At 72.3% G+C, this 25,520-nt stretch carries 18 protein-coding genes and 2 pseudogenes; 12 read left to right on the top strand and 8 right to left on the bottom strand.

The annotated features are described in order from the left end of the window. Positions 1-52 precede the first annotated feature (52 nt). Together BN1197_RS06415 and hemG are read right to left on the bottom strand one after the other, a co-directional pair. Positions 53-1,279: a TIGR04053 family radical SAM/SPASM domain-containing protein gene (locus tag BN1197_RS06415; RefSeq protein ID WP_040157965.1), complete on the bottom strand. Its 1,227-nt coding sequence runs from the start codon at positions 1,277-1,279 to the stop codon at positions 53-55. After that, positions 1,276-2,688, bottom strand: coding sequence for a protoporphyrinogen oxidase (gene hemG / locus BN1197_RS06410; RefSeq protein WP_176489719.1), 1,413 nt, complete (start codon positions 2,686-2,688; stop codon positions 1,276-1,278). Before hemG ends, BN1197_RS06415 begins: the two co-directional genes overlap by 4 nt. Before the next feature lie 394 nt (positions 2,689-3,082). Between hemG and BN1197_RS06405 the strand changes: the two genes are divergently transcribed. The 3 genes from BN1197_RS06405 to BN1197_RS06395 all read left to right on the top strand — a co-directional run bounded on the left by BN1197_RS06405 (position 3,083) and on the right by BN1197_RS06395 (position 6,218). After that, a complete protein-coding gene (locus BN1197_RS06405; RefSeq protein WP_052466119.1) occupies positions 3,083-3,925 on the top strand; it encodes a phosphatase PAP2 family protein in 843 nt (280 codons plus the stop codon). Positions 3,926-4,047: 122 nt separating this feature from the next. After that, positions 4,048-5,358, top strand: a complete 1,311-nt coding sequence (locus BN1197_RS06400) for a MurT ligase domain-containing protein (RefSeq protein WP_040157436.1) — start codon at positions 4,048-4,050, stop codon at positions 5,356-5,358. After that, positions 5,355-6,218, top strand: a complete 864-nt coding sequence (locus BN1197_RS06395) for a type 1 glutamine amidotransferase (RefSeq protein ID WP_082043690.1) — start codon at positions 5,355-5,357, stop codon at positions 6,216-6,218. Before BN1197_RS06400 ends, BN1197_RS06395 begins: the two co-directional genes overlap by 4 nt. A 6-nt stretch (positions 6,219-6,224) precedes the next feature. Here the strand turns inward: BN1197_RS06395 and BN1197_RS06390 are convergent, their stop codons facing one another. Genes BN1197_RS06390 through BN1197_RS06380 form a run of 3 tightly spaced genes read right to left on the bottom strand, consistent with a single transcriptional unit; the run spans position 6,225 to position 8,225 of the window. Continuing rightward, positions 6,225-6,530 (bottom strand): LPXTG cell wall anchor domain-containing protein, encoded by a 306-nt coding sequence (locus BN1197_RS06390; protein WP_040157434.1) that lies wholly within the window; start codon positions 6,528-6,530, stop codon positions 6,225-6,227. Further along, on the bottom strand, positions 6,527-7,291 hold the full coding sequence (locus BN1197_RS06385) for a hypothetical protein (protein ID WP_052466118.1): 765 nt from the start codon (positions 7,289-7,291) through the stop codon (positions 6,527-6,529). Before BN1197_RS06385 ends, BN1197_RS06390 begins: the two co-directional genes overlap by 4 nt. Next, positions 7,227-8,225: a PspC domain-containing protein gene (locus BN1197_RS06380; RefSeq protein WP_040157432.1), complete on the bottom strand. Its 999-nt coding sequence runs from the start codon at positions 8,223-8,225 to the stop codon at positions 7,227-7,229. Before BN1197_RS06380 ends, BN1197_RS06385 begins: the two co-directional genes overlap by 65 nt. A gap of 168 nt (positions 8,226-8,393) precedes the next feature. Here BN1197_RS06380 and BN1197_RS06375 point away from each other — a divergent pair, with 168 nt between their 5' ends. The 3 genes from BN1197_RS06375 to BN1197_RS06365 all read left to right on the top strand — a co-directional run bounded on the left by BN1197_RS06375 (position 8,394) and on the right by BN1197_RS06365 (position 10,914). After that, positions 8,394-9,719 (top strand): ATP-binding protein, encoded by a 1,326-nt coding sequence (locus tag BN1197_RS06375; RefSeq protein ID WP_082043688.1) that lies wholly within the window; start codon positions 8,394-8,396, stop codon positions 9,717-9,719. After that, complete coding sequence (locus BN1197_RS06370; RefSeq protein WP_040157429.1) at positions 9,716-10,414, top strand: LuxR C-terminal-related transcriptional regulator; 699 nt, start codon at positions 9,716-9,718, stop codon at positions 10,412-10,414. Before BN1197_RS06375 ends, BN1197_RS06370 begins: the two co-directional genes overlap by 4 nt. Positions 10,415-10,560: 146 nt before the next feature. Further along, the gene (locus BN1197_RS06365) at positions 10,561-10,914 is read left to right on the top strand and encodes a hypothetical protein (RefSeq protein WP_040157426.1); all 354 of its coding nucleotides are present in this window, start codon (positions 10,561-10,563) and stop codon (positions 10,912-10,914) included. A gap of 469 nt (positions 10,915-11,383) precedes the next feature. Here BN1197_RS06365 and BN1197_RS06360 read toward each other — a convergent pair whose 3' ends face one another. Further along, the gene (locus BN1197_RS06360; RefSeq protein ID WP_040157423.1) at positions 11,384-12,832 is read right to left on the bottom strand and encodes a PucR family transcriptional regulator; all 1,449 of its coding nucleotides are present in this window, start codon (positions 12,830-12,832) and stop codon (positions 11,384-11,386) included. 233 nt (positions 12,833-13,065) lie between these two features. On the opposite strand from BN1197_RS06360, the gene gabT reads away from it, so the two are divergent. The 6 genes and pseudogenes from gabT (at position 13,066) to pcrA (ending at position 23,037) form a co-directional block, all read left to right on the top strand. Beyond that, the gene (gene gabT, locus BN1197_RS06355; RefSeq protein WP_052466205.1) at positions 13,066-14,451 is read left to right on the top strand and encodes a 4-aminobutyrate--2-oxoglutarate transaminase; all 1,386 of its coding nucleotides are present in this window, start codon (positions 13,066-13,068) and stop codon (positions 14,449-14,451) included. Further along, a complete protein-coding gene (locus tag BN1197_RS06350; RefSeq protein ID WP_052466117.1) occupies positions 14,448-16,118 on the top strand; it encodes an aldehyde dehydrogenase family protein in 1,671 nt (556 codons plus the stop codon). Before gabT ends, BN1197_RS06350 begins: the two co-directional genes overlap by 4 nt. Continuing rightward, positions 16,115-17,281: pseudogene (locus tag BN1197_RS06345) on the top strand (CaiB/BaiF CoA transferase family protein); the annotation flags it as partial. The gene BN1197_RS06350 and the pseudogene BN1197_RS06345, both read left to right, overlap by 4 nt. 210 nt (positions 17,282-17,491) lie before the next feature. Beyond that, the gene (locus tag BN1197_RS06340; RefSeq protein ID WP_040157949.1) at positions 17,492-18,691 is read left to right on the top strand and encodes an acyl-CoA dehydrogenase family protein; all 1,200 of its coding nucleotides are present in this window, start codon (positions 17,492-17,494) and stop codon (positions 18,689-18,691) included. A gap of 81 nt (positions 18,692-18,772) precedes the next feature. Next, on the top strand, positions 18,773-20,341 hold the full coding sequence (locus tag BN1197_RS06335; RefSeq protein ID WP_245851842.1) for an APC family permease: 1,569 nt from the start codon (positions 18,773-18,775) through the stop codon (positions 20,339-20,341). Positions 20,342-20,520: 179 nt separating this feature from the next. Next, complete coding sequence (pcrA, locus tag BN1197_RS06330) at positions 20,521-23,037, top strand: DNA helicase PcrA (protein WP_040157420.1); 2,517 nt, start codon at positions 20,521-20,523, stop codon at positions 23,035-23,037. 9 nt (positions 23,038-23,046) lie between these two features. On the opposite strand, the pseudogene BN1197_RS06325 reads toward pcrA, so the two are convergent. Beyond that, positions 23,047-24,392 (bottom strand): annotated as a pseudogene (locus BN1197_RS06325) (MFS transporter). 198 nt (positions 24,393-24,590) lie between these two features. Then, positions 24,591-25,370, bottom strand: coding sequence for a M23 family metallopeptidase (locus BN1197_RS17505; protein ID WP_217991163.1), 780 nt, complete (start codon positions 25,368-25,370; stop codon positions 24,591-24,593). Positions 25,371-25,520 lie beyond the last annotated feature (150 nt).

The raw sequence follows: 25,520 nt of genomic DNA, 5'->3' as shown, positions 1-25,520 counted from the left end.
AAGGCGCCTGCCCGGGTGGCCGGCGCGGGTGAAAGGGCCTGTCTCGGCGATCTCAGGCCGGGGCCTGCACGGCGTGGCCGGGGCGGTCGTGGGGTTCCCGCATGGCCGCGGGGATGTACACGCACGTGGGGTCGCTGCCGAGGATGTCGCCGGTGACCGCGTAGGCGTGCGAGCGGGATCCGCCGCAGATCTGGTTGAACTCGCACATGCCGCACTTGCCGTGGAAGGTGTCGGGGCGACGCAGGGAGCGCAGCAGCTCGGAGTCGCGGTAGACGGCGGTGAAGCCGAGCTCCTTGACGTTGCCGCAGTGCTGGGGGAAGAAGCCGCTGGGGTAGACGTTGCCGCGGTGGTCGACGAACGCGAAGCCGCGGCCGGAGTTGATGTCGATCGGCGGGCGCGGCTTGCGCTGGGGGCGAGTGTGTCCGTCGGCCTCCCACTCGGTGAGCATCCGTTCGGTCTCGCGGGTGAGGTAGTCGTAGGTCTCGCCGCGGTTCTCGAGGTCGCGGGGGTCGCGGCCCTCGGCCTGGGCACGGGCGCGCTGGACGAGGACGCGACGGAAGTGGGGCGCCTCGGTCGTCTTGACCGCGATCATGTCGGCGATGTCGGCCATCCAGTGCAGGACGTCCTCGATCTCACCGGCGGTGAGGGTCTTGAGCTGCTGGCCACGGCCGGTGGGCACGAGGAAGAACAGGCTCCACAGGTGCACGTCGAGCTCGAACATGATGCGCAGCAGATCGGGCAGCTCGGCCATCGTGTCGCGGGTGACGGTGGAGTTGACCTGCAGGCGCACCTTGTCGTCGCGCATCCAGCCGCCGGCGCGCAGCGTGTCGTCGAACACGCCGGAGAAGCCGCGGAACGCGTCGTGCGTCTCGGGCCGTGCGCCGTCGAGCGAGAGCGACATCGAATTGGCGCCCGCGGTGTGCATCTGGCGCACGGTCTCCTGCGTGAGCTTGGGCGTCACCGAGGGTGAGAGCGCCATGTGCAGGCCGAGGCTCGCGCCGTGCGAGAGCAACTCGTACAGGTCGGGACGTTCGAAGGGGTCGCCGCCGGTGAGGATGACGATGGGCAGCGGCTTGCCGAACGAGGCGATGTCGTCCAGCAGTGCCTTGCCCTGCTCGGTCGTGAGCTGCTCGGGATGCGCCTGGGGTTGGGCCTCGGCCCGGCAGTGCTTGCAGGCGAGCTGGCAGGCGCGGGTGACCTCCCAGATGACGATCATCGGCCGGTCGTCGATGTCGTGCTTGAGCCGGCGGACCGCCTTGTCGGGGGCGATGGTCGTCATGCGTGCGCCTTTCCTGGTGCGGTCGTGAGCGAGGCGAGGACGGCGTCGGCGGCGCGGTTCGCCGAGCCGAGGCAGGAGGCGATGCCCACCCCGTCGTAGGAGGAGCCGGCGAGGACGAGCCCCGGTGGGAGTTCGGCGCGGGCGGCCGCGAGCCGGTCGGGGTGACCCACGGTGAGCTGCGGCATCGTCGCCGGCCACCGCTGGACGTGCGTGTGTCGCGGCGTGACGTCGAGCCCGATGAACGCCTTGAGGTCGGCGCGCACCCGGGTGAGCAGCGCGTCGTCGTCGAGGGAGGCGAGCCGGGAGTCTCCGGCGCGGCCGACCGAGAGGCGGCAGAAATACAGGTCGGGGTGGTCGAGGTGCGGCCATTTGGTCGAGAGGAACGTCGCGGCCTTGAGCAGCGATCCCACCGACGAGGGCACGAGGATGCCCGTGCCCTGGAACGCGGGTAGCGCCTCGACGACGTGTCGGGGGTAGGCGAGGACGATCGTCGCGACGTCGGCCCGTTCGGTCTGCCCGACGAGGGCGGCGGGCCGTGGCGCGAGCTCGGCGAGGATCTTCTGGGCACCCCGACCGGAGACCGCGAGGACGACCTGATCGGCCTCCATCGTGGTGGGCGACCCCCCGCCGATCGCGAGCCGATAACCGCCGTCGTCGCGACGTTCGATCCGCTCGACGGGTGCGTCGGTGCGTACGTCGAGGTCGTCGGCGAGGGCGTTGACGACACGCGTGAGCCCCTCGCGCCACGAGACGAAGGACATGGCAGGCGCCTTGCGCCCGGTCTTCTTGCGGCCGGCGACGAGGGAGCGGCCCTCCGACGCGGCCGGGACGAGCGAGGGCGTGCAGGCCCGCAGGCTGAGTCGGCGCACGTCACCGGCGTGGAGGCTGCCGAGGAGCGGGTCGACGAACCGCTCGACGACCTGGGAGCCGAACCGCGAACCGACGAAGTCGCCGACGGAGCGGTCGTGCCCGGGGGAGAGGTCGGCACCGCCCGTCACCCGTGCGAGTGCGGGCTCGAGGCCGGCGCGCACGAGGCCGGGAACCGTCATCACCCCGCTGGCGAGCACGGGACGCAGGCGTGTCGGGCCGGCAGGGCCGACGCCCGCGGGCACCCTGCGCAACCCACGCGGTGTGACGATCCACGACGAGCCGGGGCGCGCGGTGACCATGGAGTCGGTGAGACCGAGGGAGTCGATGAGGTCCGCCGCACCGGGGGCGCCGAGGTGCATCGCCTCCGCACCGACGTCGACCGCGGTTCCTCCGACCTCGACGGTGCGGATCTGGCCGCCCACCCGGCCGGAGGCCTCGAGGACGACGACGTCGACGCCCTCCTGCCGGAGTCGTCTCGCCGCGTTCAGGCCGGTGACACCGGCACCGATCACCGCGACACGTGCGTGTTCCGCGCTCACCACAGGCCTCTTTCCTCCGGGGGATCCCAGGTTATCTCTCACCGGCGTCGCACCGCCCACGAGTGCCACGAGCCGGGACCATCGGACCGATCGGTGCGCTCCTCGCCGGCACCTCGCGCTCGGACAGGCGGTTCGGCCCCGCGCAGACGGGGCAATCCGCCTGTCCGAGCATGAGGAAGAGCGCGCGGAATGACTGGCGCATCGAGGCCCGCAGCGCGACACGCGCCTCGTCGGCACCGGAACTCATCCGCGTGCGTGTCACGTTGGGATCAGGAGGCGCCACCGCGGCCACCAGGGCGTATCGGACGTCGCAGGCGTATCAGGACGGACCAGGACGTACATGGTCGGCCGGGGGCAGCCCCGGAGCGGGGGTCGGGACGAGAAGAGGGCTTCGATGGCGGATCGACGGGCACGCACGATCGGATGGGTGATGGCCGCGCTCGGCGGCGCCGGGGTCGCGGCGTGTGTCGTCCTCGTCGTCTGGACTCACCTCGGACAGCGCGCGGACGAGCGGAGCCGCTGGTCGGTGGGGGTGCCCTCGAGGACGGGGGACGTGCTGCAGCACTGGCTCGGGCTCGTCAGCGTCGAGTTCATCGCGGTGATCCTCGCGGTCGTCGTGCTGCTCGCGCTGGTGCGGCGGCGCGGGTCGCGGGCGCTCGCCGCGCTGCTCGTCATCGCGGGCGCCAACCTCGCGACCCAGGTCCTCAAGGTGGGCCTGCCCCGGCCCGATCACGGCATCGGGGCCGACAACACCCTGCCGAGCGGGCACGTCACGGTGGTCACCTCGCTCGTGCTCGCGACGCTGATCGTCGTGCCGGCCGCGTGGCGGCGCGTCGTCGCGCTGCTCGCCGCGGGCGCGGGGACTCTCACGGGTGCCGCCGTGCTCGTCGAGCGCTGGCACCGCCCGAGCGACGTCGTCGCGGCGTACGGGGTGTGTGCGGTGTTCGCGGGGCTCGGGCTCGTGCTGGCCGACCGCACGAGCGGGCAGGTCGACACCCCGGCCACCGGCCCGATCCCGTTGCGACGACCGTGGTCGCGCAACGTGCTCCCCGCCCTCGTCGGAGCCGTGCTCGCCGGGGTGTTCCTCCTGCTGGCGGGCCTGGTCACCCAAGGGCAGCCGTCGAACCTCCTGCTCGGCGCGATCGTCCTGTCGACGATGGGGTTCGTGTGCGCCGGGGTCGTCGCCCTGACCGCGACCGGGCTCGATGCGCTGCGGGCCGCGCCGCGTTCGTCGTGACCTGGGGCGGTCAGGGCGACGACCCCGGCGCGTGTGCGGGACGAATCCGTCACTGGTGGCCTCGTGACCAGCTCGTGACCAGCACGGACGAGCGTGTCGGACGTCCCCGTTAGGCTGACGCCGTGCTGAGAACCCCTCTTGCCGTCGCCGCCGGAAAAGCCGCTCGGGTCGCCGCCCGTCTCAAGGGCGGGGGCGGATCGGCGTTGCCGGGATTGCTCGCCGAGCGTCTCGATCCGCAGTTCCTCGCGACGGCGCTCGCCGACGTCGACGACGTCGTCGTCGTCACCGGCACCAACGGCAAGACCACGACCACCCGCATGCTCGCCGCCGTCCTGCGCGCGCACGGCCGGGAGGTGTTCAGCAACCCGACGGGCAGCAACTTCACCCGGGGCGTCATCAGCTCGATGCTCGGCCGCATCGGGCTGAACGGGCGGCTGCGGGCCGACGTCGCGGTGCTCGAGCTCGACGAGGCCCACGCTCTGCACTTCGCCCAGGTGGTCCGACCCACCCATGCGCTGCTGCTCAACGTCGCGCGCGACCAGCTCGACCGGTTCGCCGAGATCGACTACACGGCCGATCTGCTTCGGCGCCTCGGCGTGCAGGCCACCAAGGGCGTCGTGCTCAACCGCGACGACGCGTTCGTCGCCCGCCACGCCGGTGAGATGACGGCTCCGGTCACCTACTTCGGGTTGCACGCCGACGTCGCCGAGCGGCTCGCCGAACTGCAGGAGTCCGACCTGCGGGGCGAGAGCACCGAACTCCCGTCGCCCACCGGCGACGACGGCCTGCTGCATCCCCTGGGTGAGCACTCGGCCGCGTTCCTCGTCGAGTTCGGCCGTGGGCCGCACGTCGGGCCGGTCGAGCTCCGCCAACGTGGTTTGGCGGCGATGATCAACGCCACGGCCGCGACGACCACCGCGCGCGTGGTGCTCGGCGAGGAGTTCGATCCGGTCGTCGCGGCGCGTGCCCTCGCCGCCGTCGCGCCGCCGTTCGGCCGCGGCGAGGTCATCGATCTCGGCGACGGTCGCAGCCTCGAGCTCGTGCTCGTCAAGAACCCGGCGGGGTTCACGGTGGCGCTCGGCACGTACGGCGGCACGCCCGCGGCCACGATGATCGCGATCAACGACAACACGGCCGACGGGCGAGACGTGAGCTGGCTCTACGACGTGTCGTTCGCGTCGCTACGCGAGCGTGGCGTGGCATTGACCAGCGGCATCCGCGCCTACGACATGGCTCTGCGCCTCGAGTACGACGGGGTGACCACCGATCAGGTGACCCCCGACCTCGACGAGGCGCTCGACGCGTTCCTCGCCGCGCACCCCGGGGAGCCGCTGCGGCTGTTCTGCACGTACACGGCGATGATGCACCTGCGCCGGGTGCTCGCCGCGCGCTACCACCTGTCGGCGTTCGGCGAGGAGGGGGAGCGATCATGACGAACGGCCACCGCAACGACTACCGCAACGGCCATGGCACGCACGCGGAGTCGCGAGAACTCGTCGACGTGCCCATCGAGGATCCGACGGGGGCGGGCCCGGCGGTGGGCGCGAGCAAGGGCACGGTGCGCATCGTCCACCTCTACCCGCGCGAGATGAGCATCTACGGAGACCGCGGCAACACCCGCGCGGTCGCGATGCGGGCCCGCCGCCACGGCTACGACGCCGAGGTTCACGAGCATCACCCCGGTGAACGGCTGCCCGACAAGATTCACCTCGTCCTCGGCGGCGGCGGTCAGGACTCCGGGCAGGACAGGGTGCGACCCGACCTCGAGCGCATCGGCCCGATGCTGCGTGCCCTCGCCGACGACGGCACGCCGATGCTCATGATCTGCGGCATGTACCAGCTCTTCGGCCACGACTTTCGCACCCGCTCCGGCGGTGTCATCCCCGGCCTCGGCATCCTCGACGTCACCACCAAGGGCAACGACGTGCGCATGATCGGGCCGGTGCTCGTGCGTACGGAGTTCGGCGAGATCGTCGGTTACGAGAACCATTCCGGCTCGACGGAGCGTGGCCAGGGGCAGGCGCCGCTCGGCACGCTCGGCTACGGCAAGGGCAACAACGGCAAGGACGGCACCGAGGGCGCCGTGCGCGACCACGTCTACGGCAGCTATCTCCACGGTCCGGTGCTGCCGGCCAACCCGGCGTTCATCGACCGGCTGCTCGCGGCAGCGCTCGAACGCGCGTTCACCGCCGGGTTCCGACCGGCGCAGATCGACGACACGTTGGCCGACCAGGCCCATCGCCGTCAGCGGCAGCGCCTGCTCACGGCCGCCGCGCAGCGTCGGGAGGTCTGAGCGGGGTCACCGCCGGCGTCGCAGCAGCAGTCCGAGGCCACCGAGCAGGACGCAGAGGCCGCCGAGGCCGAAGAGCCACTGGGTCGGTGTCAGCGGAACACCGGACCACCCGGCCAGCTGACCGATCGCGGTGACCGCGGCGACGACGATCGCGACCAGGCCGAGCACGAGTCGCCACGGATCGACGCGGCGGGTGGTGCGATCGGGCACGTCGACCGAGGCCGTCGCGAGGTGACCGCCGCTCGACGGCGCCCGGTCGGACGGGCTGGACGGGTCGGACGGGATGGACGGGTCGGACGGGATGGGCGTCATGGCGTGACCTCCTGCTTCGACGCCGGCTGCGATGCGGGGGCTGGGGCGGACGTGGGTGGGACGACCCTGATGTCGACCTCACCGACGCCGGCATCGACCTTGACCCGGTAGGCCTCGGGGCCGCTGCCGAGCGTGAACGGCTCGATGGTGGAGAAGCCGTCGCCGAGCTCACGCGAATGGCCGTCCTCCTCGACGCGCAGGGGGCCCGGGCCCTTCTCGGCCTCGACGCGGGTGGTGACGTTCGCGGGAACGAGGATGGTGAGTTCGCCGACTCCGTGGGACACGGAGATGTCGCGGACCCCGTCGGCGGGGAGCGCGGTGAGGTCGAGCTGCGCGGAGCCGACGCCGTGGTCGTAGACCGGGAGCACCTCGCTCGCCGTCGTGGGTCGCCACGTCACGTCGTGGTCCTCACCGGAGACTCCGGCCGTGGCGGTGCTCGTCACCAGGCTGATGCCGAGGATCCACGCGGCGACGCGCAGCATCGGCACCCGGTGGCCGGTGAACGCCGTGATGACGAGCGAGATCCCGATGACGCCGAGCGCTGCCGCGAGACCGACCAGCCACGGACGGTCGAGGTCCAGGCCGGCCACGGCCGCGTCGGCGCCGAGGTAGGCGAGCAGGGCCAGGCCAGCAGTGAGCAGCGTGACGAGTCCGGAGCTCCGGTCGTGGCGATGCCGGTCTGCGACGTGGGCCGGGTCATGGGGTGCTCCGGGTGCTCCGGGTGCTCCGGACGCCCCGGCCGGCTGGGAGGCGGGGGACATGAAGGCCGCCTCCTGTCGGGTCCCCGCATGCGGAGCCGACTGTGACGGGAGGACGTCCTGGATCGGGGAGGGGGTGTGTGCGGTCGCTGCGCCCGGGCGCGGCCCGGCGGGTGCCTGGCCGACGTCGCCGGCCGCAACGCCGGGAGCCGCCGAGGCAGAAGGCGATGCCGCGCCGGTGGCAGGCACCGAGCCGGTGACGGTCGTCGAGCCGGTGGCTGCGGGGGAGGCCCCGGCTGGGCCGGACGGTGCGGAGGTGGTCGGTGCCAGGGCGGTCGAGGCAGTGGAGGGGGTGGCGGTTGTGGCGGTGGGTGCCGTCGTGCCTGCCGCGTCGTGTGCGGCCGGGGCTGGTGCGGGTCGTGGGGCCGGGGGCGGCGGGGGAGGCCCGGGCTGGGCGGGACGGTGCGGAGGTGGTCGGTGCCAGGGCGGTCGAGGCAGTGGAGGGGGTGGCGGTTGTGGCGGTGGGTGCCGTCGTGCCTGCCGCGTCGTGTGCGGCCTGGGCCGACGCCGGGGTGGCCGTGCCCGCCGAGAACCGCCCGCTGTGGACCAGCCACCACACGACGAGACCGAGGAGCACGAGGCCGAGCAGACCGCTCGGGGGTCCGTTGTCGTCGGGGGTGAGGGTGCCGATCGTGACGACGACCGTGAAGATGAACAGGGTGATCGCGGCGCCGTCGCCGGCGCGTAGCGCCCGATCGAGTGCCACCGACCCGTCGGCCCCGGGCAGCAGTAGCCAGCACAGCAGGTACACCGTGATGCCGATGCCTCCGAAGATCGTCAACAGGATGAACCCGACCCGGATCAATACCGGGTCGACGTTCCAGCGGTGGGCGAGGCCGATGCACACGCCGGCGACCCAACGCCGGTCCTGCGCGCGACGCACGCCGGTCTCCCGACAACGCTCGACCAGTCGGTCCAGCGGGCCGTTGCTGTTCATCACCACTCCTGCTCGTCGAGGTGTCTCCTTCTGCCTTCCATCCTGGGTGGTGGGAGGGCCGATGGACATGAGGGGCGACCCTGAGCAGCCCCTGACGCCCTCGGGGATCCCCCTGGAACCGTGCGCGGGCGCGTGACGCCGCAGCTCGGGGTGGGCCACGATGGGGGTGTGACCACGACACCATCCGCCGAGCTGCCCGAGTTGCCCAGACTCGTGCGCGCCGACGGCTACCTGGCCGGGGTGTGCGCGGGCGTCGCGCGGCACCTCGACGTGCCGGTGCGGTTCGTGCGGTGGGTGTTCCTGGGTGCCACCCTCGCCGGCGGACTCGGCGTGGCCGCCTACGTGCTGCTGTGGGTGATGACGCCGCGGGGAGACTCCGGCCGGTCGCCGATCGAACTCGATCGCGTCTCGCCCGCCGGTGCCCTGCTCGTCGTGGGGGCCGGGCTGCTCGTCGTCGGGGGGCTCATGGTCAGCGGTTCGCTGGCCGGCGTCTCCGGGGTGAGGTTGGGCGACCTCGTCCCGGTCCTCGCCGTCGGCGGCGGCGCGATCCTCGCCTGGTCGCAGCTCGATCAGCAGAACGGCCGCCGTCAGGGCGCGATCCGGGTGCTGCTCGGTGCGGTGCTCGCCGTGACCGGCGTCGTCGTCATCGTCGCGCGACAACAGGGAATGCGAGTGCTCTGGGACGTCGCGTTCGCGACCCTGGCCGTGCTGGCCGGGCTCGCGCTCGTGCTCGGGCCGCTCGCGATGCGGTTCTGGGAGCGGCTGCAGGAGGAGCAGCGCACGCGCATCCGTGAGACCGAACGCGCCGACATCGCTGCCCACCTGCACGACTCCGTGCTCCAGACGCTCGCGCTCATCCAGCGCACCGACGACCCGACCCGCGTCACCCAGCTCGCACGCGCTCAGGAACGTGAGCTGCGGGCGTGGCTGTACGGGGCGCCGAAGCCCGTGGTCGAGACGCTCGGCGCCGCGATCACGGCCGCTGCCCACGAGATCGAGGATCTGCACGGGGTCCCGGTCGATCTCGTCGTCACCGGCGAACGCCCGATCGACGAAGCGGGTGCCGCTCTCGTCGCCGCGACGCGCGAGGCGCTCGCCAACGCGGTGCGTCACGGTGCGCCCCCGGTGTCGGCGTTCGTCGAGATCGGGCCGCGGCTCGTCGAGGTCTTCGTCCGCGACCACGGCTCCGGTTTCGACATCGACGCCGTGCCCGAGGACCGTCTCGGCGTGCGCGAGTCGTTGTTCGGTCGCATGGAACGCCACGGCGGCTCGGCCCGCATCCGACGGCTCGACGAGGGCACCGAGGTCATCCTCGAGCTGCCGGTCGAGAAGCCGGACGAGAACGTGGGCGCTGCCCCGGATGCCTCGAGCGTCGTCGCCGAGCCGCGCACGCCGCAACCCGAGACCACACCCACCGCGACACCCACCACGACAGCCAGCGAGACACCTACCGCCATGCCCACTGCCACGGGAGAACGGGGACGACGATCGTGACCGAGACGACGAACGCCGAGAGCGGGCCGATTCGGCTCGTGCTCGTCGACGACCACCGCATGTTCCGCACCGGGGTGAGGAGCGAACTCGCCGACACCGGAGCGCAACTGCAGGTCGTCGGTGAGGCCGCGACCGTGGAGGAGGCCGTCGCGGTCGTCGCCCGGGAACGCCCCGACGTCGTGCTGCTCGACGTCCACCTCCCCGGCGGACAGGGCCGGGGCGGTACCGACGTCCTCCTCGAGAGCAAGGGCGTGACCAGCGAGAACGGGCAGCCGGTGAGGTTCCTCGCCCTCTCGGTCTCCGACGCCGCCGACGACGTGATCTCGGTGATCCGCGCCGGGGCCCGGGGGTACGTCACCAAGACGATCTCGCCGACCGACCTCGTCGCCGCCATCCGCCGGGTGGCCGACGGGGACGCCGTGTTCAGCCCCCGGCTGGCCGGTTTCGTGCTCGACGCGTTCGGGGCCGCGGCCGGTGAGGTCGCCGAGGTCGACGAGGAACTCGACCGGCTCTCGGCTCGCGAACGTGAGGTCATGCGCCTCATCGCCCGCGGCTACCAGTACAAGGAGGTGGCCAAGGAGCTGTTCATCTCGATCAAGACGGTCGAGACCCACGTGAGCAGCGTGCTGCGCAAGCTCCAGCTCAGCTCCCGCCACGAACTCACCGCCTGGGCCATGCACCGGCACCTGCTCTGACGTTCCTGCTCCGACGCGCCCGACCCGGGCTTCGGCCGGTCGACGCGACCGGCCGGCACTCGCCCCGGTGCCAGGGGGAGGACGAATCGTCGCGGGCGGCGGTGTCTGGAGAGGAGATCGGCGAACGGGCCACGTAGGGTGAGGTCATGGTCAGCGCGATCGGCATCCTCGGATGGGCCCACTGGGGTGGGCTCGCACTCATCGTCATCGGTTACGTCATGAGCCTCGCCCAGGGCGTCATCCACCCCGTCATGGTGTGGGGCGCTCGGCTGCAGCTGCTCATCGGTCTCGCGATGGTCGCTGTCATGGAGATGGGGGGCGGCGCGTTGCCGGCGTCCTATCACATGTTCGTCGGCATCAAGCTCGTCGTCGCGCTCGCCGTCGTCGCGTTCTGCGAGATCGCGCGGTCCAAGGCGAAGAAGGGCTCGAACCGGCCCGTCCTCATGCACCTCGCCGCCGTCCTCGCTCTCGTCAACGCCCTGTACGGCTACTTCGGCTGACGGTTCTCGAGCATCACGAAACCGGCGCCATCCGCACTGCGGGTGGCGCCGGTTCGTCGTGCTGGACGCCGGGCAGGTGGCGCATTGCGCCGGGGCGGTGGACGAGTCCGCCGGAGCCTGCCGGGCGCGGTGATCGCGTGGGATTCGAGATCACGCGTCCGTGGACGCGCTTATCGCGCGGTCACCTCACGTGTCCGAGAAGTCTTCACTACTGGACCACCTCCTTTCCCGTGTTCTTCGACGGTAGAACGCACCGCCTCGGCACGGCAACGGATTTTCTCGCCGGGGCATGCCCGGATGGATGCGAACTCCGGGCACGCTCATCCCGCCTCGAGGTGGCAGATGGGATGGCGGCGCTTCTGGGGTGATCACCCCCGCCCGGTCGCCATCCCATCTGCCACCTTGCGAGCGGGGGAGTGGTGGGCGGGGTCGGGAGCGGACTCGGCGTCTCGGAACGTGCGCGAGATGGTTACGCGAGCCCTCGGGAGCGGAGTTCGAGCCACCACTGCGCGGCGACGTCGGGGTCGTCGATGTCGACGCCGAGCATCTGCCGGATGAGCGTGAGCCGGTGACGCACGGAGTTGCGGTGGAGCCCCAGAGCGTCGGCGGCCGGGCCCACGCGACCGCGATGACGCAGGTAGGTGGCGAGGGTCGCGACGAGTTCGGCCCGGGGGTGTGCCGCGAGGGCGGCCAGCCGCTGTTCGTCGACGACGCCGGCGGCGACGGACGCGGCGGGCGTGGGGGCGGCGAGGTCGCGCAGCACCCCGTCGGGGGTGCGTGAGTACGCCTCCCGGCCCCGGGTCAGCAGGTGCGGGATCTCCGGCCACGTTGCCGGGGCGGTGAGCACACCGCGCGCGCCTGGCGTCGTGCTCGCGTCGGCGGAGGCCGTGAGGCGGCCCCAGGTCGCGTCGGCGTGCTCGGCGTCGAGGACGAGCAGGGTCGGATCGCCCGGCGCGAACAGGCTGCCGGTGTCCACCGCCACCGCCTCGGCCTCGACGCCGGAGACCAATGCCAGGCGCACGACTCGCGGCACGGGTCGCCGCAGGTGAGCGGCGAGGTCGGCCGCGGCCGTGGCGTGTCCGAGTCGCGCGAGCGTTCCCACCGCGACCGGGGCGGCGAGAGGAAAGGCGGTGGTGGGGCTCGACCACTCCGCGCGCAGTTGCAGCAGTGCGCACGCCGACATCACGAGGTGTCGCGCGTGCGGCGGCAGCGGCCGTGGGCAACCGGTGACGAGGTGACCGCCGGCTCGGTCGAGCCCATGGGCGAGCACGTCGTCGCGACCGAGTCCGAACGTCACGGCCGCGCGGGGGCCGGAGAGCCGCATCCGCCCGATCTCGGCCGCCGCCCGGGTCGCCGTGCCCACCGCCGCGCGGGGGTGCACGGTGCGCACCTGCGCCGCCGGGTCGAGCACCGCCACCCAGCCGCCGACCGCCGCGGCGAGTGCGCGCGTCACGGCGGCGGGGGCGTCCTCGGCCGTCGCGGCTCGGACGAGCGCGTGTGACGAGCCCATCGCGGCCCGCAGATCCTCCTCGCGCCCGGTGCCGACCTGCCGCCAGAACTCCCGCACCACCGACTGGAATCGCGTGCGCACCGGCACCTCGAACAGTGGCAGGCGGGCGCGCTCGCAGGCCCGCACGAGCAGCGGTGGCATGCCCGCGTGCATGGGCCCCAGGCCGAGCGCGAGTCCGGCCACCCCGTCTCCGGCGAGGCGGGCGGCGTACGCGTCGAGGGGGAGGGCCTGATCGGGCAGCTTGAGTCCGGTCGTGAGCAGCAACTCGCCCCCCTCGAGGAACGGGGTCGGGTCGAGCAGCTCGCTGACGTGGACGCCGGTCACCGCGGTCGCCGGCACGGGTACCGGTGCGACCGGGCGCAGTTCGTCGCCGAGCGCCTGCGAGAGTCCCGCGAGGGTGACGTCCATCCCGACTCCTTCCCGTCCCCTGAATCCGCCGAGATAGCCGTCGTTTCCGGCCCTCGCGGCCCGGACGAGCGTCGCCCGACCACCGTGGCCGGAAACGACGGCTGTCTCGGCGGGTCACCCCTCTTGTGCAGGCTGCACAGCGGGGGTCTCATCGTGGCCACTCTGCACGATGACGTGGCCCGCCGGTAGCCCTAACGTGACGGCAATCCCCGACCAGAGGAGAGACCGTGACCGTGGACACCGCCGTTCCCACCACCGAGCCGACCGCATCCGATGCCGCCATCGCACAGCCGGTCGAGCAGCGCCGCATCCTCGTCACCGAGGTTCCCGGCCCCCGCTCACGCGAGAAGCACGCGCACCGCACGCAGCACGTGCCGGTCGGTCTGGGCATCACGCTGCCGGTGTTCGTCGAGCGCGCCTCCGGCGGCATCCTCGTCGACGCCGACGGCAATCACCTCATCGACCTCGCGTCCGGCATCGCCGTGACGTCGGTGGGTGCGAGCCACCCCGCCGTCGTCGCCGCCGTGCAGAAGCAGGCCGCGGCGTTCACGCACACGTGCTTCATGGTCACCGAGTACGACGGGTACGCCCAGGTCGCCGAGCGCCTCAACCGCATCGCGCCGGGGGAGCACGAGAAGCGCACCGCGCTGTTCACCACGGGCGCGGAGGCGATCGAGAACGCGGTGAAGATCGCCCGGGCCTACACGGGACGTCCCGACGTCGTCGTCTTCGACCACGCCTACCACGGCCGCACCCTCTTGACGCTCGGCATGACGGCCAAGGAGGCGCCGTACAAGACGGGCTTCGCGCCGTTCCCCGAGCACATCCACCGGGCGCCGTTCGCCTACCCCCTGCACTGGCGCACGGGTGCCCAGAACGCCGTCCCCGAGGCCCTCGCCTCCTTCGAGGCGCTCATCGAGCGGGTCGGGCCCGATCGCATCGCGGCCGCGGTCATCGAGCCGATCCAGGGTGAGGGCGGGTTCATCGTCCCCGGGGAGGGGTTCCTCGCCGGGATCCGCGAGATCACCGAGCGTCACGGCATCGTCATGGTCGCCGACGAGGTCCAGGCGGGGATGGGTCGCACCGGACGAATGCTCGCGATCGAGCACGAGGGCGTCGTCCCCGACCTCGTCTGCACCGCCAAGGCACTCGCGGGTGGCATGCCGCTCTCGGCGGTGACCGGACGCGCCGAGATCATGGAGACGGTCGGCGCCGGCGGCCTCGGTGGCACCTACGCCGGCAACCCGCTGTCATGCGCCGCGGCGCTCGCCGTCCTCGACGAGCTGGAGTGCGACGACACCCTGCTGCAGCGCGCCCGGCGCATCGAGGAGCTCGTGCGCACCCACCTCGAGCCGCTCGTCGACGAGACGGGCATCGTCGCCGAGGTCCGCGGTCGCGGCGCGATGATGGCCATCGAGATCTGCCACCCCGGCACCGACGAGCCCGACGCGCCGACGGCCAAGGAGATCGCCGCGGCCTGCCATGCGCAGGGCGTCGTCACGCTGACCTGCGGCACCCACTCCAACGTGCTGCGGCTGCTGCCGCCGCTCGTCATCTCCGACGAGCTGCTCGAGGACGCCCTCGGCGTGCTCGCGGACGCCGTGCGGGCGGCCCGATGAGCACGACCACGGCGGCCGAGACGTCCGCGAACCCGGGCAGCGCCGACGTCGGCCACGACCCTCGCACCGGAACCGCCCACCCCGCGGTCGCGCACTCGACGCCTGCACAGGTCGAGGCGGCGCTGCAGGCCGCGGCCACCGCCGCCCCGGCGCTGGCGGCGACGGCTCCCACCGAGCGCGCCGTCTGGCTCGACGCCGTCGCCGACGCCCTCGAGGCGCACGCCGACGAGCTCGCGGCGCTCGCGGACTCCGAGACCGCCCTCGGATCTCCCCGGCTCCCGGGCGAACTCGCCAAGGCCGCGGCCCAGGCCCGGTTCTACGGCACCGTCGCCGCCGACGGCGCCTTCCTCGACGCGACGATCGATCACGCCGCGGGCGCTCCGCCGGTCGACCTGCGCCGGGTGCGGATGCCGCTCGGCCCGGTCGCCGTGTTCGGCGCGAGCAACTTTCCCTTCGGCTTCGGCGTCGCGGGCCACGACACGTGTTCGGCGATCGCGGCCGGGTGCCCCGTGGTCGTCAAGGCGCATCCGGCGCACCCGCGGCTCTCGGCGCGGCTCGCCGAGCTCGTCACCGGCGCGCTGACCGCGGCCGGCGCGCCTGCGGGCACGTTCGGCCTGGTCGCCGGGTTCGAGGCCGGGCTCGCGCTCGTCGACGACCCGCGCATCGCGGCGGTCGGATTCACCGGCTCGCAGTCCGGCGGCATGGCCCTCGTCGAGCGCGCGGCGGCCCGGGGCACCGGGACCGACGCCCACGGCCGGCCGGCGCGCCCCATCCCCGTCTACGCCGAGATGGGCACGGTCACCCCGGCCGTCGTGACGACCGCCGCCGCGGTGACACGCGCTGCCGAGATCGCCGCGGGGTTCGTCGACAGCATGACCCTCGGCACCGGCCAGTTCTGTACCAAGCCGGGCCTGCTGCTCGTTCCCGCGGGCAGCGGGCTCGTCGAGGCCGTCGCGGCGGAGGCCTCCCGGCGGCCGACCGGGTACGCGCTCACCGCCGGCATCGCCGACGCGTTCGCGACGGGGCTCGCCGATCTGCGGGGGGCCGGTGCGCGCGACGCCGCGCCGGGTGACGAGGCGACGCCGGGGTCGTCGCCCGCCTCGACCGGCGGGACCGGGACGGAGCGACTGCCCGAGCGGGAGAGTGAGAGCGCCGGCGAGAGCACGAGCGGCGAGGGGTTCGCCGTCACCCCGACCGTCCTCACGGCCGCCGCGGCCGATCTGCAGCCCGGTTCGCGGCTGCTCGAGGAGTGCTTCGGCCCGCTCGGACTCGTCGTCGAGTACGCGGGCACCGCCGAGCGCGACGCCGTCCTCGCGCGACTCCAGCCGAGCCTGGCGGCGGCGGTGGCGACGGCGGGCGACGGCGACCCCGAGACCGCCGGTCTCGTCGCGCTGCTCGCCGGGCAGGCCGGGCGCGTCGTCGTCGACGGCTGGCCGACCGGTGTCGTCGGTACCTGGGCCCAGCATCACGGCGGCCCCTGGCCCGCGACGAGCCGCCCCGAGGCGAGCAGCGTCGGCGCCGCCGCACTCGACCGCTGGGTGCGCCCGGTCGCGTTCCAGGACGTCCCCGACTCCGCCCTGCCTCCGGCGGTGCGCGAGGCCGATCCGTGGGGCGTTCCGCGCCGTGTCGACGGGCGCCTCGTCGACCGCGGGGGTGAGGCATCGTGACGCCGTCCCCGACGACGACCGACCCCGCAACTCGTGGAGCGACCTGCGACGGTGCCGCCGCCCGTCCGCTCGACGGCATCCTCGTCGCCGACTTCTCGCGGGTGCTCGCCGGGCCGCTCGCGACGATGAACCTCGCCGACCTCGGCGCGACCGTCGTCAAGGTCGAGCGCCCGGGGGCCGGCGACGACACGCGCTCGTGGGGTCCGCCGTGGCGCGAGAACGGCAGCACGGGTGAGCGCACCGCGACGTACTACGAGTCGGTCAACCGCAGCAAGCGCAGTGTGACCCTCGACCTCGCCGACCCCGCCGATCGCGGCCTCGCCCACGAGCTCGCCCGCCGCGCCGACGTGCTCATCGAGAACTTCCGCCCCGGCAGCCTCGAACGTCACGGTCTCGGCTACGACGACGTGGCCGCGACCAACCCTGGCATCGTCTACGCCTCCGTCACGGGATTCGGCGCGGGCAAGGGCGCCGACCTGCTCGGCTACGACTTCGTCGTCCAGGCCGTCGGCGGGCTCATGAGCATCACCGGAGAGGTGGGCGGCGAGCCGACGAAGGCCGGCGTCGCACTCGTCGACGTGCTCACCGGCAAGGACGCGACGATCGGGATTCTCGCGGCCCTCACCGCGCGCGGCCGCACCGGCCGAGGTTGTCGCGTCGAGGTCAACCTGCTGTCGAGCCTGCTGTCGTCGCTGGTCAACCAGGCCTCGGGCTACCTCGGCGCCGGCTCGGTGCCGCGCCCGATGGGCAACCGGCATCCGTCGATCGCCCCGTACGAGACCCTGCGTTGTCGCGACGGCCTGCTCGCGGTCGCGTGCGGCAACGACGGCCAGTTCGTGCGGATGACCACCGAACTCGGCGTTGCGCACCTTGCCGAGGATCCCCGCTTCGCCCGCAACGCCGACCGCGTCGGTCACCGCACCGAGCTCGTCGCCGCCCTCGAGGCCGTCCTCGCCACCGACGACGCCGCGAACTGGCAACGCCGGCTCAACGCCGCGGGTGTTCCTGCCGGCGGCGTCAACGACCTGGCCGCCGCCTTCGCACTCGCGACCGACCTCGGCCTCGACCCGGTGCACGACCTCGGTGACGGCGCCTCCCCCCAGGTCCGTCACCCGGTCACCTACAGCGAGCCGCTGCTCGCCACCCCGGCCGCCCCGCCTCGCCTGGGTGAACACGACACCACCGTGCGCGCCTGGCTCGCGGGCGACCCCCGCGCTCCGCTCGGTGACGTCCCGACGGGCGCATCATCCGCGGACCCCGGGCTTGCCCTGACCGAGCCCGCCGACGCCGGCCCCGGCGACGGCCGCCCCCCGCATCTCACCCTCACGAACATCGACGATCACCGTTCACGACGCCCACGAAAGCGAAGGACCATGGCACACCCCACGCCTCCGAAGACCATCCGTCCGCTCGACCTCGCCGACATCGACGACCTGCTCTCCGACGAGGAGAAGGCGATCCGCGACGCCGTGCGTCACGTGTGCGCCGAGCAGGTCGACCCGTACATCGGGGAGTGGTTCGAGAAGGGCGAGCTGCCGAACGCCCGCGAACTCGCGAAGAGCCTCGGCGAGGTGGGGCTGCTCGGCATGCACCTCGAGGGGTACGGCTGCGCCGGCATGAGCGCCGTCGACTACGGGCTCGCGTGCCTCGAGCTCGAGGCGTCCGACTCCGGCATCCGTTCGCTGGTGAGCGTGCAGGGCTCGCTCGCGATGTTCGCGATCTGGCGGTGGGGTAGCGAGGAGCAGAAGCAGGAGTGGCTGCCGCGCATGGCCGCGGGTGAGGCGATCGGCTGCTTCGGCCTCACCGAGCCCGACCACGGCTCCGACCCCGGCTCGATGCGCACCCGTGCGCGCCGCGACGGCGACGACTGGGTGCTCAACGGGCGCAAGATGTGGATCACGAACGGCTCGATCGCCGACGTCGCCGTCGTGTGGGCGCAGACCGGCGAATCGTCCTCCGAGATCCGCGGATTCGTCGTGCCGACGAACACCCCCGGCTTCTCGGCGCCGGAGATCAAGCACAAGGCGTCGCTGCGCGCCTCGATCACCTCCGAGCTCGTCCTCGACGACGTGCGCCTGCCCGCCGACGCCGTGATGCCCGAGGTCAACGGCCTCAAGGGCCCGCTGAGCTGCCTCAACGAGGCCCGCTACGGCATCCTCTGGGGCGCGATGGGCGCGGCTCGGTCGGCGTTCTCCGCGGCGCTGACGTACTCCACCGAACGCGTGCAGTTCGGCGAGCCGATCGCCTCGTTCCAGCTCACCCAGCGCAAGCTCGCGCACATGTCGGTCGAGCTCACGCTCGGCACGATGCTCGCCCTCCACCTCGGGCGCCGCAAGGACTCCGTCGGTCTGCGCCCCGAGCAGGTGAGCATCGGCAAGCTCAACAACGTCGACAAGGCCATCGAGATCTGCCGCACCGCGCGCACGATCCTCGGCGCCAACGGCATCTCCTACGAGTTCCCCGTCATGCGCCACGCGAACAACCTCGAGTCCGTCCTCACCTACGAGGGCACGCCCGAGATGCACACCCTGATGATCGGCAACGCCCTCACGGGCATCCCGGCCTACCGCTGAGCGGGCCGAGCGCCACCACCCCCACCCCCAACCCTCCGGCGGTCACGGAGCTGCCCCCGCACAGAAAGCGCATCAACGACGATGAGCAGAGAACACGACAAGATGGAGAAGGTCCTGGGTCGCTGGGACGTTCTCGCCGTCGCCTTCGGGGCGATGATCGGATTCGGCTGGATCGTTCTCACGGGCGACTTCCTCAACAACGCCGGAACGCTGGGCGCGGCGCTCGCGTTCGTCGCGGGCGGCACGGTGGTGGCGTTCGTCGCGTTCACCTATGCCGAGCTCGTCGCGGCCCTGCCGCACGTCGGCGGCGAACACTCCTACGTGCTGAGGTCGATGGGTGCGCGAGCGTCGTTCTTCTGCTCGTGGACCCTCGTGCTCGGTTACGTCTCCGTCGTCGCGTTCGAGGCGGTCGCGTTGCCGCAGACGCTGCTGTACATCTTCCCCGACATGCTCGTCGGCAAGATGTACACGGTCGCCGGCTACGACGTGTACGCGAGCTGGGTCGCCGTGGGCGTCGTCGCCGCCGTGGTCATGACCGTGATCAACGTCATCGGCGTGCGGCCGGCCGCGGTGTTCCAGACGATCGCCGTGCTCTTCCTCGCCGCGGTCGGGGTCGTGCTCGTCGCGGGCGCCTTCATCGGCGGGAGCACCGACAACATGGAGCCGTTGTTCAAGGGCGGCATGGGCGGATTCATCTCCGTGCTCGTCGCGACGCCGTTCCTCTTCGTCGGGTTCGACGTCATCCCGCAGTCGGCCGAGGAGATCCACCTGCCGTACAAGAAGATCGGTGAGGCCCTCATCGTCTCGGTGCTGCTCGCCATCACCTGGTACGTGATGATCATGCTGACGACGAGTTCCTCGATGCACGCCGTCGACCTCGCGAACTCCGACCTCGCCGTCGCCGACGCGATGACGAAGATGTTCGGGCACCCGGCCTGGGGCACGTTCCTCGTGCTCGGTGGTGTGGCCGGAATCCTCACCTCGTGGAACGGGTTCCTCATCGGCGCGAGCCGGCTCGTCTACGCCCTCGCCCGCTCGGGGATGTTGCCCGCGTGGTTCGGGCGGCTGCACCCGAAGTACCGCACCCCGGCGAACGCGGTGATCTTCATCGGCGCCCTGTCGATCCTCGCTCCGTTCTTCGGCCGCAAGACCCTCGTGTGGCTCGTCGACGCCGGTGGTCTGTCGATCGTCGTCGCCTGGATCATGGTCGCGCTCGCGTTCATCGTGCTCCGCAAGCGGGAGCCGCAGATGGAGCGGCCGTTCGTCACTCCCGGTGGCGTCGTCACCGGTGGGATCGCGGTCGTGCTCGGTGCCGGCATCGCCGTGCTGTTCCTCCCCGGGATGCCGGCCGCGTTGACCGGGCCGGAATGGGTCATCGTCGCCGCGTGGACGGTGTTCGGCGTGCCGCTCATGATGCGCATCCCGAGGATCGCGGGCGGTCCCGACGCCGAGCGCCGGCTCATCGCGGCCACGCGTACCCCGTGGGGCGAGGCGGGCGCGCACGAGATGCCCGCCGAGGTCACCCGCTACCACGACGAGCACGACGACGACCGGCACGGAGACCACCCGATCTTCGAGCACGGCTCTCGTCGGCCCCGCCGCGCGCACTCCGAAGAGGTGACGGGCTCCGACGTCGGCGACAGGGCGTGAGCCCCGACCGCTCGGGTGGGTGAACTCGTCGTCCCGGGCTCTCCTCGCGCGGGTGAGCATCCCGCTCGAGCTCTGGTGAAGGCCCGTCGAGCGGCCGGATCGGCCGGCCTCGACGTTCTCCCGCGGCCCCACCGACGCCCGTAGGGCTGTCGGTGGGGCCGCATAGACTCGGCAGCACGATGAGCCTCTTCGACGAACTCCCCGATCTCGACCTCCCGCCCGCCACCGCCGCCCCCGACGTGCAGGAGACCCGCCGCCGACCCTCCGGGGCCGCGACCAGCAGAAACACCGCTCGCGCGCAGGAGGTCGACGAGTCCGGGGTGCCGTTGTGGGCGGTGCGCGGTGAACCCGCACCCGAGCGGCCGTCCGGCCCCCGCGGGAGTCGTCCGGTCGGTGACGTCGACATCGAGACCCTGCTCGCCGGGCTCAACCCGCAGCAGCGTGAGGCCGTCGTGCACCAGGGCTCGCCGCTGCTCATCGTCGCGGGCGCCGGCTCGGGCAAGACCCGCGTCCTCACGCACCGCATCGCCTATCTGCTCGCCGAGCGGCACGTCAACCCGGGGCAGATCCTCGCCATCACCTTCACCAACAAGGCTGCCGCCGAGATGCGTGAGCGCGTCGAGTCGCTCGTCGGCCCGCGGGCCCGGGCCATGTGGGTGAGCACGTTCCACAGCGCGTGCGTCCGCATCCTGCGCAAGGAGGCCACGCGCGTCGGTCTCAAGTCGAGCTTCTCGATCTACGACGCCGCCGACTCCCAGCGCCTCATGGCGATGGTCATGCGCGATCTCGATCTCGACCCCAAGCGCTACCCGCCGCGGTCGTTCTCCGCGCAGGTGAGCAACCTCAAGAACGAGCTGATCGACGAGGAGGAGTTCGCCCGGCGGGCCGGCGCGGAGGGCGCCAACCCCGCCGAGGCGGTGCTGGCCGAGGCGTACACGATGTACCAGCGGCGGCTGCGCGAGGCCAATGCCATGGACTTCGACGACCTCATCATGACCACGGTCAACATCCTCCAGGCCTTCCCCGACGTCGCGGAGTACTACCGCCGCCGGTTCCGCCACGTGCTCGTCGACGAGTACCAGGACACCAACCACGCCCAGTACGTGCTGGTCAAGGAGCTGTCGGCTCCGGTGGAGATCGGTCCCGGCGAGCATCCGGTCGCTCCCGGCGAACTCGTCGTGGTCGGCGACGCCGACCAGTCGATCTACGCGTTCCGCGGGGCGACCATCCGCAACATCGTCGAGTTCGAGCAGGACTACCCGCAGGCGCGCACCATCCTGCTCGAGCAGAACTACCGGTCGACAAACACCATCCTCAAGGCCGCCAACGCCGTCATCGCCAAGAACACCGAGCGGCGGCCCAAGCGGTTGTGGACCGACGCGGGCGACGGTGACAAGGCCGTGGGCTACGTCGCCGACTCCGAGCACGACGAGGCGGCCTTCGTCGCCCGGCGCATCGACGAGCTCGCCGACCGCCACGGCGTGCGTCCGGGCGACGTCGCGATCTTCTATCGCACCAACGCGATGAGCCGCGCGCTCGAAGAGGTGCTGGTCCGGGTCGGGCTGCCGTACAAGATCGTCGGCGGCACCCGGTTCTACGAGCGTCGCGAAGTCAAGGACGCGCTGGCGTACCTGCGGGTGCTCGCCAACCCGGCCGACACCGTCAACCTCCGGCGCATCGTCAACGTCCCCAAGCGCGGCATCGGCGAGCGCGCCCAGGCGTGCGTGTCACTGCTCGCCGAGCGTGAACGCCTCTCGTTCGTCCAGGCCCTCGCCATGGCCGAGGAGGCGCCCGGCATCGCGACCCGCTCCGTCAAGGCGATCGAGGGGTTCACGAAGCTGCTCGAGTCGCTGGGGGAGGTGCGCGACTCCGGTGCGGGGGTGGGTGACCTGCTCGAGGCGATCCTCCACCAGAGCGGTTACGTCGAGGAGTTGCGCGCGAGCCGCGACCCGCAGGACGAGACGCGTCTCGACAACCTCGCCGAACTCGTCGGCGTGGCGCGGGAGTTCGACGAACAGGCCCAGGCCGAGGGCGGCCCGGGCAGCCTCGACGACTTCCTCGAACGCGTCTCGCTCGTCGCCGATGCCGACGAGGTGCCCGACGAGGCCGTCGCCGACGGCACCGGCCACGAGGCCGGGGACCAGGGCACGGTCACGCTCATGACCCTGCACACGGCCAAGGGACTGGAGTTTCCCGTCGTCTTCCTCGTCGGTCTCGAGGACGGCACGTTCCCGCACGCCCGCTCCCTCGCCGACACCGACGAGCTCGAAGAGGAGCGCCGCCTCGCCTACGTCGGCATCACCCGCGCGCGCGAACGTCTGCATCTCTCGCGCGCGGTCGTGCGCTCGGCGTGGGGGCAACCGCAGTACAACCCGCCCTCGCGGTTCCTCGGTGAGATCCCCGAGGAGCTCATCGACTGGGAGCGGGGCGATGCCTCGGTCACGGGCGCGTCGGCGGTGACGAGTCGGCGCGCGCCGGGGGTCGCCACCCTGTCGAGCCGCAGCGGCCCCAAGACCCCCGGCACGCGGGCGATCCCCTCGCTCAAGCCGGGCGACCGGGTCAACCACGACTCGTTCGGCCTCGGCAAGGTCGTCCGGGTCGAGGGGGAGGGCGACCGCACGATGGCTCACGTCGACTTCGGCGGCGATGCGGTCAAGCGCCTCCTGCTGCGTTACGCCCCCCTCGAGAAGCTCTGAGCGCGCACCTCACCCCGCCGCGGCGTACTCGGCGGAGACCCGGCGGTACACGGGAGTGAGGAACGCGAGCAGTGCGGCGGCGATCATGACGGCGCCCGCGACGAGGAACACGAGCGCGATCCCCCGTGACGTGCCGGTGCCGAGCAGCGGTGCGAGCACGGCGGAGCCCTCGGCGCCACGGGCGTAGGGGATGAGCCAGTGCTGCGCGATCGGCGCGATGAGGAACGCGGTGACGGGAGCGGCCGAGGCCTCGAACGCGCCCGCGAACCCGAACACCCGGCCCTGGCGTTCGAGCGGAACGACGCGCTGGATGACGGTCTGCTCGGCCGCCTCGACGACGGGATGAGGCACATGTAGAGCCAGATGCCGGCCAGGTAGAGCCAGCCCCATTCGCGAATCGTGAAACCACCGCCGATGACGCCCATGACGACGGCGGCGAGCAGCAGCGTGCGCAGCGGGTTTGATCCGAGGCCCAGCTTGCCGACGACGGCACCCCCGACGAGGAACCCGGTCGAGGCGAGGGCGAACAGCGCGCCCCAGAGCTGCACGGAGAACAGCTCCAGCCCGTACGGATCCATGAGCGCCATGTACACGCCGCCGATGAGGTTGTTGAACGTCGAGAACACGATGAGTGCGAACAGTCCGCTCACCGCACTCACCGCGCGCCACGACCCGGCGAGGTCGAACGCACCGTGCGCGTCGGAGGCCGCGGGCCGGATCTCCTCGGGCATGCGCACGGTGAACAGGTGCGCGAACGCGATCGCGGTGAGGGCGAGCGCGACGACCTGCGTTCCTCCCATGCCGAGGAAGCCGATCGACAGGCCGGAGAGCACGGAGGTCACCATGAACGCGAGGCCCTGCACCATGCCCACGAGTCCGTTGGCCCGGGCCCGCTCGTCGGGGTCGACGAGGATCGTCACGGTGGTCGACAGGGCGATGTTGCGGAGGTTCTCCACGACGGCGCCGAGCAACGCGACGAGGGAGAGCACCCAGAACCACGGGCGGTCGAGGCGCACGATCTGCTCGTCGGGTGCGACGAGGTAGACGAGCCCCGCGATCGCGAACGCGGCGAGCGTGGCACCGCCCGCGACGCGCATGACGAGCAGTTTGCGATACCGGTCGACCACGGTGCCGAAGCTGATGCTCGTCGCGGCCATGAGGAGCATGAACGTGCCGCCGACGACGCCGGTGGCGATGACGTTGCGAGTGGCGAGGTAGATCCAGAACGTCAGCGCAAACCACAGGTAGCTGGTCGTGACGTTGGCGACCCCGGTGTTGAGCAGGATCGCGCGAAACGTCGCGCGGCGCTGCTCCGGCGAGCGCACGCTCACATGGACCGCACCGGGGTCGAGCAGGTGCGGGGTGGGCGCGGAGTCGGCGGTGACGGGTCCGGTGGGATGTACCGGCACCTGGGGCTCGTCCGCTGGTGGATGGTCAGGTCGTCGATCGTCGGCTGATGGATCGTCCGCTGATGGATGGTCGGCCGTGGCAGGGCGGGCGTCGTCGGTCGGCACGCGGTCACGGTAACCGCGGCCACCGACGACGAGGTGACGTCAGCGCTTGGGCGGCGCCTCGACGGGCGTGATGCCGCGCTCGGCGAGCCAGGGGGCGGGGTCGACGGCGGTGCCGGCGGGGGTGCGCACCTCGAAGTGCAGGTGGGGGCCGGTGGAGCGGCCCGCGTTGCCGAGGGCGCCGATGGGTTGCGCGGCCTCGACCCGATCTCCGGTCTTGACGTCGACGCGGTGCAGGTGGCCGTAGCGCGTGAACCGTCCGTCGTCGTGGCGGATCTCGATGAGCCGGCCGTAACCGGAGGCCGGTCCCGCGACGGTGACGGTCCCGCCACCGACCGCGCGGATCACCTGACCGATGGGGCCGGCGAAGTCGATGCCGGCGTGCATCCGACCCCAACGCGGGCCGAATCCGGAGGTGAGACGGGTGCCCTCGACGGGACGGGAGAACCCGGGGCGGGCTCCGGCCACCGCTCGGGCCGTCGCACGCGAGGCGCGGGCCTCGACGGCCAGGCGGGCCTTAGCCGCGGGGGTGAGCATCGCTCCGGCCGGAGCGGCGGCCGGTGTCCGGGCTGCGGCCGCGCTGTGGGCAGCCTGCACACCGCGTGCCGGCACCGACAGGGCGAGCACCTCTCGGGCGGGGATCGTGTGCGCCGGGAACGCCACACGTGCTTGGTCGGCCGCGTCGACCGCGGCCTGATCGGGGGCCGCGTTCGGTACCGTCGCGTTGCCGGTGAAGTGGGCGCCGGTGGCGGCGTCGGCGGTCACCACCTCGGCGACGAGGGGGGAGGCCAGCGCGGTGAGCACCGCGAGCCCGGATATCACCCCCAGCCGACGTTCGCGCCGTCGACGGCGTGTGGCCTCCCGTCGTTCACCCCGCGTGTGCGGGGTCGGGAAAGCGGAACGGTGTCCTGACTTCGTCGGCATGGCACCTCGACCGTGGGTGGGTTCCGTAGTGCACGGAACAGTGACCGG

The sequence above is a fragment of the Mobilicoccus massiliensis genome (assembly GCF_000826525.2).
Taxonomy (GTDB): Bacteria; Actinomycetota; Actinomycetes; order Actinomycetales; family Dermatophilaceae; genus Mobilicoccus; species Mobilicoccus massiliensis.
Note: the sequence above shows the minus strand (reverse complement) of the source record. Positions and strands in the feature narration are given on the sequence as shown.